Raw genomic sequence first — 14,898 nt, 5'->3', positions numbered from 1 at the left:
GGCGGACCCCGAGGCGGTCGACGCGCGATGATCCTGCTGTCCTCCCTGACGGCGCTGCTGCCGTTCCTCGCCGCGTTCGCCGGGATGCTGTCCGGGCCGTCCCTCACCCGGATGCTGCGCGGTGTGCCGGGCGGCGGCCCCGGCGTGCTCGCGTGCGTGCCGGTCGCGGTCTCGCTCGTCCTGTCGGCGGTCGTCGCCTTCACCGTGTGGCGCGACCCCGGTGAGCGGACGGGCACCCTCGCCGTGGTCGACACCGGGTCGGTGCCGATCCGGATCGGGCTCCAGGTGGACGGCCTGGCCGCCGTGGTCGGGCTCATGGTGTGCTGCGTCGCGCTGGCCGTCCAGGTGTACTCGGTCGCGTACATGAAGGGCGACCGGCGGTACTCGTCCTACGCGGCGTTCATCTCGCTGTTCACGTCCGCGATGCTCCTGGTCGTGTACGCGGGCGACCTCCTCGTCCTGTACGTCGGCTGGGAGGTCATGGGCATCTGCTCGTACTTCCTGATCGGGCACCACTGGGAGGAGCGGGCGAACTCGCGGGCGGCCGTGAAGGCGTTCCTGGTCACGCGGCTCGGCGACGTCGGCTTCCTGCTCGGCGTGATCGTCCTCGGTGTCGGCGCCGGCACGTTCGAGATCTCCGGGATCCTCGCGCGGGCGGGCGACCTGCCGTCCTCGACGGTGACCGCGGCGGCGCTGCTGCTGCTCGCCGGCGTCGCGGGCAAGAGCGCGCAGTTCCCGCTGCACACCTGGCTGCCGGACGCGATGGCCGGCCCGACGCCGATCAGCGCGCTGATCCACGCGGCGACGATGGTCGCGGCGGGCGTCTATGTCGTCGCCCGCCTCTACGGCGTGTTCCTGCTGACTCCGGGCGCCCGCACCGTGCTGGCCGTGGTCGCGGTGGTCTCCATGGTCGGCGCGGCGTGCGCGGCGCTCGCGCAGGACGACCTGAAACGCGTCCTGGCGTACTCGACGATCAGCCAGCTCGCCGTGATGGCCGCCGGGCTGGCGGTCGGCGCGAAGACCGCCGCCGTCTTCCACCTGCTCACGCACGGCGCGTTCAAGGCGCTGCTGTTCCTCGCCGCCGGATGCGTCATCGTCACCGCCGGGTCGAACATGCTCGGGCACTACGGCGGGCTGTGGCGCGCCATGCCCGTCACGTTCTGGTCGATGACGGCCGGCCTGGCCGCGCTCGCGGGCGTCCCGCCGTTCAGCGGATGGTTCAGCAAGGACTCCGTCATCGAGGCGGCCCAGCACTCGGCGGTGCACGGCGGATCCCTGCCGGAGCAGGGCGTGTCCGCCCACGCGGCGGGCTGGGTCGACTACGCGCCGCCTCCGGAGATCGCGAGCCCGCCGAAGTGCGCCGCCGCGTCCCAGGTCTGCGAGGCGCTGGTCGCGAAGGTCCAAGCACCGGCCGTGCCCCTGTCAGCGGGCGCGGTGACCCTCCCGGCCGCGGCGGCGTGGCTGGTGTACCTGGGGCTGCTCCTGACCGTCGTGCTCACCGCCGCCTACGCGATGCGCACCTGGCTGGTGACGTTCTTCGGTGAGCCGCGCGGCGCCTACGAGCCCCGCGACCCGTCGCGCCTCATGTCGTGGACGGTCGCCGCCCTGGCCGTCCCCGCCGCGATCCTCGGATTCTTCGGGCTCGGTGCCGAAGAGCTCCGTCCCCACCTCGGGGCCTCGTTGCTCAGCGCCGTGCTGGTGGTCCTCGGGGCGGGGGCCGCCTTCCTCGTGTGGAACCGTGACCCCGCCTTGGACCCTGTGCGCGCGCTTGGCCCGGTCCGTCCCGTCTTCGCGCGCGCCTTCTACGTGGACGAGTTGTACGCCGCGGCGATCGTCCGCCCGGTACGGGCCCTGGCCCGGTACGTCGTCGAGTTCGACCGGCGCGGAGTGGACGCCGCCGTCGTCGGCACCGCGCACGGCGCCCGCCGCCTCGCCGGGATCCTCCGCGTCCCGCAGAACGGCAACCCGCAGACCTACCTCACCGGCCTGCTCGCCGGCGTCGTCGTCATCGTGGCCGGGGTGGTGATCCTCCTGTGATCTTCGTGCTGATGCTGGCGATCCCGCTCGCCGGGGCGCTGGCGCTGCTCGTCCCGGCGGACCGGTTCCTGCGCACCGGCTTCGCCGTCCGCGCGTTCGGGACGGCCGTGTCCGGCGCGACGCTGCTCGTCGCGATCTCCGCGCTGACCGCGTTCGACTTCGGCGCCACGTCCCGCATGCAGCTGGAGGTCGACCGGTCCTGGTCGCCCGCGATCGGCCTGCGCTTCCACCTCGGCGTCGACGGCATCTCGCTGCCGCTCGTCGTCCTCACCGCGCTGCTGACGTTCCTCTGCTTCCTCTACACGCTGCGGCACCCGCCGGAGGGCGGCCGCATCCGGCTGCTGACGGCGCTGCTGCTCGTCCTCGAGATCGGGATGCTCGGCACCTTCGTCGCCCTCGACCTCGTGCTGTTCTTCGTGTTCTTCGAGACCGTCCTGGTCCCGATGTACGTGGTGATCATGCTGTGGGGCGGGACGGGGCGCCGCGCCGCCGCCACCAAGTTCATCCTCTACACCCTCCTCGGCTCCGGCCTCCTCCTCGCCGGGATGCTCCTCGTCGGAGCGACACTGGGCACGCTGGACATGACCGCGCTCGCCGACCTGCACGGCTCCGGGCTGTCCCGCGGCATCCAGATCACGGCGTTCGCGCTGATGGGCATCGGGTTCGCCGTCAAGGCGCCGATGTGGCCGCTGCACACCTGGCTACCGGACGCGCACACCGAGGCGCCGACCGTCGGGTCCGTCCTGCTGGCCGGCGTGCTGCTGAAGATGGGCACCTACGGGCTCGTCCGTGTCGCGGTACCGCTCGCCCCGGACGGCGCCGCGTTCTGGGCGCCCTGGCTCGGCCTCCTCGCCGTCATCGGCATCATCTACGGCGCGCTCGCCTGCCTCGCCCAGCGCGACCTCAAACGGATGATCGCCTACTCGTCCGTCGGGCACATGGGGTTCGTGCTCCTCGGGATCGCGACGCTGACTCCCGTCGGGATCAACGCGGCGCTGTTCGGCAACATCGCGCACGGCCTGATCACCGGGCTGCTGTTCTTCCTCGCCGGCGCGGTCAAGGAACGCTGGCGCACCACCGACATGGCCTCGATCGGCGGCGGCATGCTCGGCACGTCGCCCCGGCTCGCCTCGATCCTGACCTTCGCGTCCGTCGCGTCCCTCGGGCTGCCGGGCCTCGCCGGGTTCTGGGGCGAGGTCCTCGCGCTCATCGGCGCGTACCGGCCGCACGCCGACCTGCCCCGCGAGACGTTCGTGACGTTCATGGCCGTCGCCGCGCTCGGCGCCGTCCTCACCGCCGCCTACTTCCTGCGGATGCTCGCCAAGCTCACCCACGGGCCGTCGTCCTCTTCGGGCGAGCCGGCGCGCGGGCCGCTCGCCGCCGTGTCCGTACAGGAGTACGCGGCGTGGGTGCCGCTGATCGCGCTCACGCTGCTCATCGGCCTGTGGCCGAAGACCCTGCTGGACGTGACCACCGGACCCGTCCGCGCGCTGTTCGGAGGCGGCTGATGATCCAGGGCATCGACTACGCGGCGATCGCGCCGCCGCTGATCCTCGCCGCCGCCGCGCTCGGCCTGCTGCTCGCCGACGCCTTCGACGCGCCCCGCCGCGCCCTCTCCCTCCTGTCGGCCGGGTCCCTCGTCGCGGCCCTCATCGCCGTGATCGCGCTGGCCTCCGGCGACCGCCGCGCCACGTTCTGCCTGCCGGACGGCCTGCGCTCCGGCGGCCCGCCGTCCTGCTCCTACGTCGCCGACGACTTCACGCTGCTGTTCCAGGGGATCGTCCTCGCCGCCGCCGCGATCGTCGTCCTGCTCTCCCTCCAGGAGATCACCGACTCGCGGATGCCGGCCGGGGAGTACCACTTCCTGCTGCTCGCCGCCGTCATCGGCGCGCTGGCGCTCGTCGCCGCCCGCGACCTCGTCCTCCTGCTGGTCGCCCTGGAGACCCTGTCCCTCCCGGTCTTCGCCCTCACCGCCCTCCGCCGCTACGACGGGACGGCGTCCGAAGCCGCGCTGAAGCTGTTCCTGGTCTCCGTCATCTCCACCGCGGTCATGCTGTTCGGGATCAGCCTCGTCTACGGCGCGACGGGCTCCATGCACCTGGACCGCATAGCGCCCGCCCTGGCCGACCTCCCCTCCGACCTCGACCCGGTCGCCTCCGTCGGCTCCGTCCTCGTCCTCGCCGGGTTCGCGTTCAAGGTCGCCGCCGTCCCGTTCCACTTCTGGGCCCCGGACGTCTACCAGGGCGCCCCGCTGCCCGTCGCCGCGTTCCTGTCCGTCGTCTCGAAGGCCGCCGGATTCGCCGGGCTCGTCATCGTCCTGGCGATCGGCCTGCCCGCCTACGGGCACGTCTGGGGCCCGATCCTCGGCGTCCTCGCGGCCCTCACCATGACCCTGGGCAACCTCCTGGCCCTGCGGCAGCGCACCCCGATCCGCCTGCTGGCCTGGTCGTCGGTCGCCCAGTCGGGCTACATGCTCGCGCCCCTCGCCGTCGGCTCGCACCGCCTCGGCGAGGCCACCGCCGCCACCGTCGCCTACGTCGCCCTCTACGCCGTGATGAACCTCGGCGCGTTCGCCGTCGTGATCGGCTACCACCGGCTCCGCACCCTGGACGACTACCGCGGCCTCGCCCGCCGCGGCCCCGCCGCCGCCACCGCCCTCGCCTTCTTCCTGATCTGCCTCGCCGGGCTCCCGCCCGGCGTGATGGGGCTGTTCGCCAAGGTCGTCGTGTTCCGCGCCACCGTCGCCGGCGGCGTCACCTGGCTCGCCGTCATCATGGCGATCAACACGGTCATCGGGCTGTACTACTACCTGGCCTGGGCCGTGCGCCTGTTCGGACCGTCCCCCTCCGGGCAGGAGCGGGACACGGGACCCGGCCTGCCGGTCCGCGCCGCGATCACCGCGGCCGCCGCCGGCGCGATCGCCCTGTCGATCGCGCCGCAGCTCGTCCTGCAGGCCGTCTGACCGGGAACGTTCACCCAGGTCAAACCGTTGATGTTCATGCCGGAGTCGACGGGGAGGCAACGGAAGTGCACCACAACGGCGTCAAGACGGCAGCACTGATCGCCGCGCTGTCCGCCCTGATGCTCGTCGCCGGATGGGCGTTCGGCGGCGCCACCGGGCTGACGATCGCGCTGATCATCGCCCTCGGTACCAACGGCATCGCGTACTTCTTCAGCGACCGCATCGCGCTGCGCTCCATGCGCGCCCACCCGGTCGGCGAGGTCGAGGCCCCGACCCTCTACCGGCTCGTCCGGGAACTCTCCACCGCCGCGCGCCAGCCCATGCCGCGGCTCTACATCTCCGAGACCCGCCAGCCCAACGCGTTCGCCACCGGCCGCAACCCGCGCAACGCCGCCGTCTGCTGCACCCGCGGCATCCTCCACATCCTGGACGAGCGGGAGTTGCGCGCCGTCCTCGGGCACGAGCTGTCCCACGTCTACAACCGCGACATCCTGATCTCCTCGGTCGCCGCCGCGATCGCCACTGTGATCACCTACCTGTCCCACCTGGCGATCTTCCTGCCGATCGGCCGCGCCGACGACGACGACGGCCCCGGCATCCTCGGCGCCCTCCTGATGCTCGTCCTGGGCCCGGTCGCGGCCGCCGTCGTCCAGATGGCGATCTCCCGCACCCGCGAGTACTCCGCCGACGCCGCCGGCGCCCGCCTCACCGGCGACCCGCTCGCCCTGGCGTCCGCCCTCCGCAAGATCGACGCCGGCACCCGCGCGATGCCCCTGCCCCAGGACCCGGAGCTCGCCACCACCAGCTCCCTGATGATCGCCAACCCGTTCGCCGGGGCTGGCATCGGCAAGCTCTTCTCCACCCACCCGCCCACCGCCGACCGGATCGCCCGCCTGGAGCGCATGGCGGGCCGCCGCTGAAATCGGGCCGAACCATCCCGGCCGCCGCCGCGTCATAACACACGAGAGCGCGCCGGCCCCTTCTGCGGGGGATGGGGCCGACGCGCTCCTCAAACACCTAGCGGTAGTTCACGAACTGCAGCGCCACCTCGAGGTCCTTGCCCTTCAGCAGCGCGATGACCTGCTGGAGGTCGTCCTTCTTCTTCGCGCTGACCCGCAGCTCGTCCCCCTGGATCTGGGCCTTCACACCCTTCGGCCCCTCATCCCGGATGATCTTCCCGATCTTCTTCGCCTCGTCCTGCGCGATGCCCTCCTTGAGCCCCACGCTCAGCTTGTGCACCTTCCCCGACGGCTTCGGCTCCCCGGCATCGATCGCCTTCAGCGAGATCCCCCGCTTGACGAGCTTGTCCTTCAGCACGTCCAGCACCGCGTTGGCCCGCTCCTCGGTGTTCGCCTGGATCTCGATCGACTCACCCGACCACTTGATCCCCGCGTCCACGTTCCTGAAGTCGAACCGGTTGGCCACCTCCTTGGCGGCCTGGTTCAGCGCGTTGTCGACCTCCTGCCGGTCGAGCTTGCTGACGATGTCAAAGCTGGAGTCGGCCACGGCCCACACATCCCCTCAGCAGCAACTTCCGATCCACAGAGCGTATCGACTCCCCGCCCCGCCTCGATGTCACACCCACTCGCGCGGTCCGCTATTCTTTCAGGCGTCACCACGGCGGGTTGCCCGAGTGGCCAATGGGAGCGGACTGTAAATCCGTCGGCTTAGCCTACCCAGGTTCGAATCCTGGACCCGCCACTCACGCTGAAACAGCCTCTGACCAGTGCAAACGGTCGGAGGCTGTTCGCTTTCCAAGATCCCCCGGATGCAGCCAGACGCCACCGAAGGCACCCGTTTGTCGCTGGTCGCGGGATATTCGCGGGATGAGATCGAGGACGTTTCCGCAGGTTGCCCTAGACGCGGACGAGGGGCCCCGGGATGAACCGGAGCCCCTCCACCGTACGGCCTGTCACTCGCCGAGCGCATCGTCGATCCGCTTGTTCCCCTGGTCCTGCTGCCCGTCGATGCACTTGGCGTAGACCTGCAACGGGGCCTTGACGCTGTGCCCCGCACGTTCGGCGACCTCGGTTGCCGGAACACCGAAGTTGAGCCACAGGGACACTCCGGCATGCCGAAGGTCGTACGGCCGCCGCGCCAGGGGAGAGGCGACCTGTTCCGGTGTGAAGGCCAGAGCCCGAGTCGCCGCCCACACGTCGCCGTAGGCCGTCGACCCGACGATGCCGCCCCGCTCGGTTTGGAAGATCCGCCCGTCTTCGGCCGTCCCGAACTCGGCGATGTAGTCGCGGAGGATCTCCACCAGGACGGGCGGGATCGGGACCGTCCGAACCTCGGCCGCCGGGCGGAGCTTGAGGCCGCGTTGCTCGTGAGTCGACCCGCTGTCGGTCCACCGCGATCCCGTTTCGGGTAGGAGCGGGTCAGGACGAGGCGACCCCAGCCAGTTGCCGGAAGATGGCAGTCGTCTCGGTGCAGGGCCACCGCTTCAGCCGGGCGAAGTGCCGCGTAATACATGCACGCGTAGAGAGCCCGCAGCCGCCGGCCCCTTCCCCGCTTGCCGACGTAGGTGACCGCCGTCAGGCACTCTCGCATCTGCGAGGCCCGAGCACGACACGCCAGTCCACCTCTCGGCGAGCATGGGAGGCGTTCACTTGACCTCGTCGATCGTGTTCCGGTCGAACTCCTCCAACTCGACCGCATACTCAAAGGCGTTGTAGAGGACCGCCGGCTTACGAGCCACCGCCTTGGCCGCCGCAGGCTGGTCGTTCAAGGGCGGAGGCGCTCGCGCCTGGCCGCGCGTCGCGTAGCTTAGCTTTGCCACCCGGCCGCCGGCGGTCACGGTGTCGCGCCGCCTCTCGCGTGCCGCAGGGCGGTTCGAGCTGTGCAAAGCGTCTGGCAAGGTTGCTCCGCATGGGGATTCTCTACGACTACTTCATTGCGACAAGCGACGACGAGGCCGCCCAGGTCATCGACTGGGGGGGCAGGTCCCGGCCACCCGCCTGAAGGACAAACACCGAAAGAGCATGTGGAAGGCGGAATCGATCCGGCTGTTCAGCTAGGCACCCTTGAGGCGATCCTCACGGACGCCCCTACGGACAAGTCAGCGGCAGGCCCCGCCATGCCGACCTCATTGGTCCCAACGAAGAGAGCGACACCCAGCAATGGGTCGTGACCGTCCCCGACGACTTCGTGACCCTCATGGCAGATGCGAGCGACGATCAGTTCGCTGCCGCAGCGCCGCCCCGGTCACAGACAGAAGAGTTCTGGGGCGCGGCCGAGCCCGTCGAGCTGGAGCAGATCATGCGCGGACTGCGCGAGATCGCCCAGCGAGCACGCGAGCAAGGCAGACATCTGTACTGCTGGATGTCCCTCTAGCTTCACGCCAGCGCTTCCCCTACCAGGAGAGTTGCAGGCGAACCTGGAAAGGTGCGGGGCTCCCCCGACCCCGCCCCGTCGAGGATGGCGACGGCCAAACCCGTCAAGGGCGCTGCGCGTCGGCTGCGTCGACGGCCCACGGCCACCCTTGATGGAACCGTGTCCGGGCTTACACCGAGTCATGTCGACACCGTTGCATGGCGGAGGCCGTACGGGGTCTTGGCTAACGGCGAGGCTGCCTCACGCTCGCTCAGCGCCGCCGCCCTTGTCTCGTGCCAGGTCCCGAGGTATGTCCGGCCAGTGTGATTTCGCTGCGCGGCCCGACGAACAGCCGGTCCCCGGCCGGGACCCGAACTCATTGATGTGGTGGCGAAGCAGCGTGACGAATTCCGCGTGGTGGATAGGCACGGGTAGGTCGCCGAGTGTGGGCAGCCGGGCCCGGCCCGCGCCGCTGGGGGCGGGCGGGCTTGGGCGTTGGTCTGTTGTTCATGCGGCTTGGGGCCATGTGGGTGGTGGGTGTCTTCGCTGGTGGAGGGCGTCGGTGTCGGGTGGGTGGAGGCGGTAGGTGTATCGGCCGTCGGGTGTTTTGGTGATGTGGAGTCGGTCGGGGTGGGTGTGTTTGTAGCGGTTGTGCCAGCCGCAGGTGAGGGTGAGTTTGTCGATGTCGGTGGGGTTGTTGCCGAGTGCCCAGCCGTGGACGTGGTCGACCTCGCACAGCGTCCCGGGTACCCCGCAGCCCTGCACCGCACACGTCGAGTACAGGGTCTCCAGCACTTGCCGTTGCGGCACGGTGGCGAACCTGACCCGATGGCCCAGGTACAGCGGGGTGTTCCCGGCGCCGAGCAGCAGCGGTGACACCCCGGCGCTCAGCGCGATCCTGCGGGCCTGCTCTGCCGGGATAGGAGTGCCGTCGGTCAGCCGCGCCGGGGTGGTGCCGCCGGTGAGGGTGTCCAGGTCGCAGATGACGGTGACCTTGGTGGCCGTGTGTCCACCCGCCAGCACGCCGGTCAAGGCCGCTGCGGTCCGCTCCGACAGATCGCGGTGGTCGTCGGTTCCGGCGGGCTTGGCCAGCGGTGCCAGGGTGCCGTCCCAGATCGCGGCGTCCTCAGCGTTCAACCAGCCCTTGATGTAGCGGCCACCGTCGAGCGACCGGGTCGAGTCGATCCACGACCGCTCATACCCCCGCTTCACGTCCTGCGGGGCCTGCTCACACCCGTCGCGCTCGGCGATCACGTCACGAATCCGCCTACCGAACGAGGCCACCTTCCCGGCCGAGAAGCCCTGGTCGACCATGCCGAGCAGGGTGGTCTCGGCAGTGACGCAGTCATCGTCGTCCAGGCGGGCGGTGGCCTCGGCGATGGTCGCGGCGTACCCGGCCGACAACTCACCGGCGGTCCACCGCTCGGTGACCTCCGTGAGACGGTGGCGCTGCCGCGCCAGGGTCAGCCGCTCTTTGGCGCGGGCTTCGCGCATGCCCATACGGGACCGCAGCCACGAGCGGGTGGAGGGGAAACCCCACCGCTGCACCTCACGGGCACCGTCCACCACACCGACGAGTCCGGCCAGCGCGGCCTCCTGCAGATCGATGGCTGCGGCGAGCGCCTCGGCCAACTCCAGGCAGGCGGCCGGCGAGTCGGGGGCGGTGCAGGAGGCGAGTTCAGCGGCGATCGCCGAGACCGCGTTCACCAATTCCATGGCGGACGCGACATCAAGATCGCCCTTATTTGAACTCATGCGACCATCATATCCGTCCGGACATTGCCTCGCTCCTTTGGATTGAAATTCGACCATGATTCTTTCGGGTGTCCGCTATCGCTGTTCGCAATTATCGCGGATGCCTTATTTCGGGCATTTCGATTTCGCTGTCTTGTGGATTGTGATGGTGCATCTTGCGTTGTGCGTGCCCTTACCGGTGATCACCACCCCGTACAAGGGATACGACAAGCCCAAGTTCCAGCAGCAGGCCAAGCGCTCGCACGCCAAGCTCCGCAGACCCGGCCGTCTCGTCGAGGCCGGCGCCGTCCCGCCGAACTGCGAAGCCATCACTGAAAAAGGGTCAGTGCGGCGGGGCGAGTGTCAGGCCGTCCAGTTGGGCGGTCAGGCCTGGTCGTTCCGACTTCTTCACCTTCGGTGTGACGCCTAGGGCAGCCAATTCGGTTCGCAGCGCCTCGGGGGCAGGGTGTTCGATCTCGAAGGAGAGCAGTGGCACGACCGGCAGCGTTTCCGTCGGGTGGGCTGTGCGTCCCCAGTCGATCAGGAACGGCCGCACGCCTGGGAGGGGCGGGGTGAGCCGCCAGCTCAGGAGCGTGCCGTCTGGCCGTCGTCGTGACATCTCGTATGGGGCGTCCAGATCGACTCCGGCCTCGCGCGCTCGTGCAACTGCCGCGTCGATGTCGGTGGTCGCCACGGCCCAGGCCACCAGTGCGGGCGCGGTGAGGTCGTCAACGCCGAACGGGCGGGACGCCGCCGGTTCGGATTGGTCGGGATCCGGACCGACGATCTCCAGGTAGCTGCGGCCGCCCAGCCCCAGCAGGAAGTTCCGGGTGCCGAGGCCGATGTGCGGCCCGCCTTCCACTGGGCGTACCCCGACCCGTTCGGCGACCTGCTCCACAGTCGTCGCCAGGTCCGGTGTCGCGTACACGAGATGGTCCAGATCAGTCATGGCAACGACCCTAGAGTCGACCCGCCACGTTGCTCGCGGCGCGGGTGCGAGGTTCCGCGCCGACGAGTCACTCCTGATGGACGAACCTGGTTCGTAGCCATTTGACGCCCGCGTTCAGGACGGGCGGCAGCGTGATCAGGACGACCACCGCTTCGCCGAGATTGTCCTTGGCCGTTTCCGCGGTTATCCAGCCGAGGAGCGCGAGCAAGGGCGTCCAGGTGCGGACGTTGGAGCTGAGAATCCAGCGGAGCGCGGCGATCCATGTCGAGTTTCGCAGTAGCAGCGCCAGGTGGGGGACGCTCACCAGTACGTGCCACGTGAAGAGAATGCGGTCTTTCCTGGTCGGCAGGGCGTCGAGTTCACCCAGCCATTCCTCCAGGTAACGGGATCTGGCCGCACGAGGTAGAAGCGCGGTGGCGCACGCCAGGGCCCGGGCGCTCGCCCTCGCTCCCTGAGGTGACGTGTTGAGGCGTGCGCGAGCAAGGGTTTCCAGCTCGTCGGCTATGTGGTTCAGGCCGAGCCGGACGGCCAGGGGCGTCATCAGCTCCAATGTCTCTTGGCTTTTCGTGAGCTGCTTCTGCTGATCCACGTACTGGAGCGTCTGCATGTTGTGGAGGCGGTCGAGGAGCTTGAGTGTCAGGACTCGTTCGTCCGCCGTGTGCAGATCGGCCGGTTCCAACGCTTCCAGATCGGTCAGCCCCCGGACGAGCGAGGCGATCTCGTCCCCGAACTCGAAGTTCAGGTCGGCCTCGTCGCAGTCGGCGTCCGAGAGGACGTCGTGGAGCAGAGCGGCACAGATCATCTGCGCGTCCAGCCCGGCGTCGGCGGCGATCTCCGCCACCGCGACCGGATGGGTGATGAAGGGGTCGCCGCTATGGCGCCGCCGGCCGTCATGGAGGCGTGCGGCGAAGGCGTGGGCGCGCCGGATGCGCTCGCGCTCCGAGTCGGTGGTCTCGGCGGGCAGCCTGGAGATGATCGAGTCGACGGTCATGGCAGGCTCCCCTCCGTACGAGGACGCCAGGACGTGCCGCGCGAGCGTTCCGCCTTGGCGATCGCCGCACGTGCCTGCTGGGCTCCTTCGCTGGTGAGCTTGTAGTAGCGGCGCCTGCGCCGGCCCTCGCCGAGATGGCGCTCCGGCGGCTCCCAGGAGCTCTCGACCCATCCGCAGCGTTCGAGCCGGACGATGATCGGATAGATCGTCCCGGTCGGCTGGCCCGTCTGCCTGCTCAGTTCCAGGCCGAAGTGCTCGCGGTCCGGATCCGCCAGCATCTCCTTCAGGACGAGAAGCGTCTGCAAGGTCATCCGAGGGGGCATATGTCGAACTCTAGATAGACCTCGCGGAGAGTCACCTATCTCAGAGGTGATAACCCCCTGCTAACGAGGTCACAGGACGGATGGCTACTGAGCGTGGTCCACGAGGACGGCGAGGCCCGCGATCAGGCCGAAGACGGCGATGACCGCCAGCACGCAGATGAAGATCAGCAGCCAGCCGACCAGGATCCCCAGCAGTGCCATCCCGCGGCCGTCCCCGCCGAGGCGGCGGCCCCGGAAGCGGCCGATGTGCCCGGCCACGATCGCCGCCAGCCCGCACAGCACCGCCATCCCCACGAAGATCGCGGGATTGATCCAGGCGATGCCCGTGGCGAAGTTCAGCAGCGCCGCCACACCGGAGCCCGCGAAGAAGACGCTCGCCTTCGCCGGCCGGTTCGCGCTCCGGCGCGTCCCGACAGCGTCCATGATCACCTCCTCGGGCACCCTACCCGGACGCTCAGCGGGGAGCGTAGGCGCTGGACTGGAGCGTGTAGAGGCGGGCGTACTCGCCGTTCAGCGCCATCAGGGCGTCGTGCGCGCCGCGTTCGGTGATCTTGCCTTCGGACAGGACGACGATGAGGTCGGCCTCCCGCACCGCGCCCAGGCGGTGGGAGATGAGGACGCTCGTGCGCCCGTGCCGAGCCCGGCGGCGAGCCACGGCAGGTCGTCCCGGTCCCCGCCGGTGGCGAGGGCGTCCAGGACGAGATTCGTCAGCCACGCCGTCGCGACGGGTGCCAGCCCGCCGAGCACGGCGAGGACGACCGACGCGGCGGTGGCTGCCGGGCGCGCGCGCCAGGCCAGGGCGGCGACGGCGCCGGAGCGCGCGCCCCGTCGGCTCACGCGCGGGCCGGCACGGGCAGCCCGGCCGGCGAGAGGGGCGAGGACGTCACCACGGCGTCCTCGCCGACGAGGTGGAAGCTGGGGGACGCCGGATGCCCGAACGCCGTGGTCACCGGCCCGTGCACGGGCTCGACGACGATGGTCGCGAGCGGGGAGAGCGCGGCGATGAAGGGCTCGGCGTCGTCCCGCTCGCCCTCGATCACCGCGAGGACGCGCCCGGCGTCCATCGGCCGGACGCGGTCGGCGAACTCGGGCAGCCGCTCCCGGCATCCGGCGCAGGTGGTGGAGAACAGGCCGACGATCGCGGGCTCGGCGGACGACGGCGAGGGGCAGGAGGAGGTCGAACGCGCAGAGGACGCCGACGAAGACGACGGCCGCGACGAGATACGGCAACGGTGCTCCCTCGTGGTGGTGCCGGCTCGTGGTGGTGCCGGCTCGTGGTGGTGCCGGCTCGTGGTGGTGCCGGCTCGTGGTGGTGTCGGCTCGTGGTGGTGTCGGCTCGTGATGGTGCCGGACGCGTCATCGGGGGGTGCGCGCGAGGCGCGATCAGCAGGTCGGCGAGGTCGTCGAAGAAGACGGCCAGCAGGGCGAGGACGGCCGCGCTCCCCGCCGCGATGGCGGCGCCCGCGGGGTGCACGGGCCCGGCCGCCGCGAGGTGCGCGGCGAGGCCGCCCCAGGCGAGCGCGGCGAGGGCGAGATTGCGGACGATGTGCGCGCGGCTCACCGGGGACGGGCGCGCGCCGAAGCAGCGGCACGTCGCGCCCCCGCCGTCGCGGAGCGCGCGGTGGATCCCCGCGGTGAACGCGAGCAGGACGGCGCCCGCGAGCGCGAAGCCGGCCGGCGCCGTCCGCGGGATGGCCAGCAGTACGACGGCCGCCGCCTCCGCGGCCACGACCGCGACGGACGTCGCCGTCGTGGGCAGGCCGGGGGCCAGGCCGGGCACCGACCGCCGGAACTCGCGGAAGGCGTCCCGGCTCCGGACCTTGCCGGCCACCGCGACCAGGAAGACGAGCCCCAGGGCGCAGCGGGCGGTCAGCGCGGCGTACTGCACGGCGGATGTCGGTGGCTGCAGTAGGTCTTGCCGGCGTAGATGCAGCAGCGGAGGCCGGTGTCGGTCCACCAGCAGGGCTCGGCGCGGGCGGTGGTGGACGGCAGGACGCGGCCGAGCATCCGGTCGCCGATGCGGTTGAGGGCACGGATCATGAGGAGCTCCTCACAGGTCGAGCCGGATCTCTCCGGCTGCGGGGTTCCGAGCGGCGGCGCGTCTCGCCAGACATGATCAACGCTCGCCGGTGCCGAAGCCAATGACGTTGATCACCTGCGGCAAGGGGGCGGACGCGCCCTCCTCCCGGTGCGCCGGAGGCGACCCGCCCGCCTCCCGGTACGCCGGACGGCAGTTCGTCGCCGGGGAGGGCGGCGATGCGCTTGACGTTCCAGATCCGGCCGTCGGGCCCGGCGGGGCCGGGACGGTAGGGGCCGTTCAGGCGCGGTTCGAGCACGACCACGTCGCCGCACCGCACCTCGTCGAGCGACCGCCGCCGCACCAGGACGCGGTCGCCGTCCCGCAGCGTGGGCAGCATGCTCGTCCCGTGGACGGTGACGACCACCAGGTTCCTGCGCGCCCACCCGAGCGCCAGCACCGCGCCCGCCGCGCCCGCCGCGCCCGCCGCGCCCGCCGCGGCGAGTCGCGCGCCGCCCGGTACCCGCAAACTCCGCGAAGTCGGCATCCGTCCCATAGCCGCCCGATCGGAGC

General features: G+C 70.7%; 18 protein-coding genes and 1 tRNA gene. 6 read left to right on the top strand and 13 right to left on the bottom strand.

The window, feature by feature from the left end:
• Positions 1-27 precede the first annotated feature (27 nt).
• The 4 genes from CHF16_RS04135 to htpX all read left to right on the top strand — a co-directional run bounded on the left by CHF16_RS04135 (position 28) and on the right by htpX (position 5,919).
• Positions 28-2,037: an NADH-quinone oxidoreductase subunit 5 family protein gene (locus CHF16_RS04135; protein ID WP_089324531.1), complete on the top strand. Its 2,010-nt coding sequence runs from the start codon at positions 28-30 to the stop codon at positions 2,035-2,037.
• Positions 2,034-3,545, top strand: coding sequence for an NADH-quinone oxidoreductase subunit M (locus CHF16_RS04130; protein WP_089324530.1), 1,512 nt, complete (start codon positions 2,034-2,036; stop codon positions 3,543-3,545). Before CHF16_RS04135 ends, CHF16_RS04130 begins: the two co-directional genes overlap by 4 nt.
• Positions 3,545-4,999 (top strand): NADH-quinone oxidoreductase subunit N, encoded by a 1,455-nt coding sequence (locus tag CHF16_RS04125; protein WP_089324529.1) that lies wholly within the window; start codon positions 3,545-3,547, stop codon positions 4,997-4,999. The genes CHF16_RS04130 and CHF16_RS04125 overlap by 1 nt, the downstream gene beginning before the upstream one ends.
• A gap of 65 nt (positions 5,000-5,064) precedes the next feature.
• Positions 5,065-5,919: a zinc metalloprotease HtpX gene (gene htpX / locus CHF16_RS04120; protein WP_089324528.1), complete on the top strand. Its 855-nt coding sequence runs from the start codon at positions 5,065-5,067 to the stop codon at positions 5,917-5,919.
• Positions 5,920-6,016: 97 nt separating this feature from the next.
• On the opposite strand, the gene CHF16_RS04115 is transcribed toward htpX, so the two are convergent.
• Positions 6,017-6,505, bottom strand: a complete 489-nt coding sequence (locus tag CHF16_RS04115; protein WP_089324629.1) for a YajQ family cyclic di-GMP-binding protein — start codon at positions 6,503-6,505, stop codon at positions 6,017-6,019.
• A 113-nt stretch (positions 6,506-6,618) separates the two neighbouring features.
• On the opposite strand from CHF16_RS04115, the gene CHF16_RS04110 reads away from it, so the two are divergent.
• Positions 6,619-6,700, top strand: a tRNA-Tyr gene (locus CHF16_RS04110).
• Positions 6,701-6,911: 211 nt separating this feature from the next.
• On the opposite strand, the gene CHF16_RS41190 is transcribed toward CHF16_RS04110, so the two are convergent.
• Positions 6,912-7,259: a site-specific integrase gene (locus tag CHF16_RS41190; protein ID WP_089324527.1), complete on the bottom strand. Its 348-nt coding sequence runs from the start codon at positions 7,257-7,259 to the stop codon at positions 6,912-6,914.
• A gap of 345 nt (positions 7,260-7,604) precedes the next feature.
• Positions 7,605-7,796 carry a hypothetical protein gene (locus tag CHF16_RS39260; RefSeq protein WP_143227868.1) on the bottom strand — a complete coding sequence of 64 codons (192 nt, stop codon included), beginning with the start codon at positions 7,794-7,796 and terminating at the stop codon, positions 7,605-7,607.
• Positions 7,797-8,125: 329 nt separating this feature from the next.
• On the opposite strand from CHF16_RS39260, the gene CHF16_RS04100 reads away from it, so the two are divergent.
• Positions 8,126-8,332, top strand: coding sequence for a hypothetical protein (locus CHF16_RS04100; RefSeq protein ID WP_089324526.1), 207 nt, complete (start codon positions 8,126-8,128; stop codon positions 8,330-8,332).
• 486 nt (positions 8,333-8,818) lie between these two features.
• On the opposite strand, the gene CHF16_RS04095 is transcribed toward CHF16_RS04100, so the two are convergent.
• The 10 genes from CHF16_RS04095 to CHF16_RS04060 all read right to left on the bottom strand — a co-directional run bounded on the left by CHF16_RS04095 (position 8,819) and on the right by CHF16_RS04060 (position 14,872).
• Entirely contained in the window at positions 8,819-10,066 is a 1,248-nt protein-coding gene (locus CHF16_RS04095; protein ID WP_179271375.1) for an HNH endonuclease signature motif containing protein, read from the bottom strand.
• Between the two features lie 322 nt (positions 10,067-10,388).
• Positions 10,389-10,994: a VOC family protein gene (locus tag CHF16_RS04090; RefSeq protein WP_089324524.1), complete on the bottom strand. Its 606-nt coding sequence runs from the start codon at positions 10,992-10,994 to the stop codon at positions 10,389-10,391.
• A 67-nt stretch (positions 10,995-11,061) separates the two neighbouring features.
• Positions 11,062-11,985, bottom strand: a complete 924-nt coding sequence (locus CHF16_RS04085) for an HD domain-containing protein (RefSeq protein ID WP_089324523.1) — start codon at positions 11,983-11,985, stop codon at positions 11,062-11,064.
• Complete coding sequence (locus CHF16_RS04080; RefSeq protein WP_089324522.1) at positions 11,982-12,296, bottom strand: helix-turn-helix transcriptional regulator; 315 nt, start codon at positions 12,294-12,296, stop codon at positions 11,982-11,984. The genes CHF16_RS04085 and CHF16_RS04080 overlap by 4 nt, the downstream gene beginning before the upstream one ends.
• 96 nt (positions 12,297-12,392) lie before the next feature.
• A complete protein-coding gene (locus CHF16_RS04075) occupies positions 12,393-12,731 on the bottom strand; it encodes a hypothetical protein (protein WP_089324521.1) in 339 nt (112 codons plus the stop codon).
• A 31-nt stretch (positions 12,732-12,762) separates the two neighbouring features.
• Complete coding sequence (locus CHF16_RS04070; protein WP_245868214.1) at positions 12,763-12,963, bottom strand: hypothetical protein; 201 nt, start codon at positions 12,961-12,963, stop codon at positions 12,763-12,765.
• A 178-nt stretch (positions 12,964-13,141) separates the two neighbouring features.
• A complete protein-coding gene (locus CHF16_RS04065; protein WP_089324520.1) occupies positions 13,142-13,372 on the bottom strand; it encodes a hypothetical protein in 231 nt (76 codons plus the stop codon).
• Complete coding sequence (locus tag CHF16_RS39255; RefSeq protein WP_179271374.1) at positions 13,345-14,196, bottom strand: MauE/DoxX family redox-associated membrane protein; 852 nt, start codon at positions 14,194-14,196, stop codon at positions 13,345-13,347. Before CHF16_RS39255 ends, CHF16_RS04065 begins: the two co-directional genes overlap by 28 nt.
• Positions 14,178-14,348, bottom strand: a complete 171-nt coding sequence (locus tag CHF16_RS40080; RefSeq protein WP_179271373.1) for a hypothetical protein — start codon at positions 14,346-14,348, stop codon at positions 14,178-14,180. The genes CHF16_RS39255 and CHF16_RS40080 overlap by 19 nt, the downstream gene beginning before the upstream one ends.
• Positions 14,345-14,872: a S26 family signal peptidase gene (locus CHF16_RS04060; RefSeq protein WP_179271372.1), complete on the bottom strand. Its 528-nt coding sequence runs from the start codon at positions 14,870-14,872 to the stop codon at positions 14,345-14,347. The genes CHF16_RS40080 and CHF16_RS04060 overlap by 4 nt, the downstream gene beginning before the upstream one ends.
• Between the last annotated feature and the right edge of the window lie 26 nt (positions 14,873-14,898).

Origin of the sequence: Actinomadura meyerae, assembly GCF_900188445.1 — a bacterium.
Taxonomy (GTDB): domain Bacteria; phylum Actinomycetota; class Actinomycetes; order Streptosporangiales; family Streptosporangiaceae; genus Spirillospora; species Spirillospora meyerae.
The sequence above is the reverse complement of the archived record's forward strand: the minus strand, read 5'-3'. Positions and strand labels throughout refer to the sequence as shown.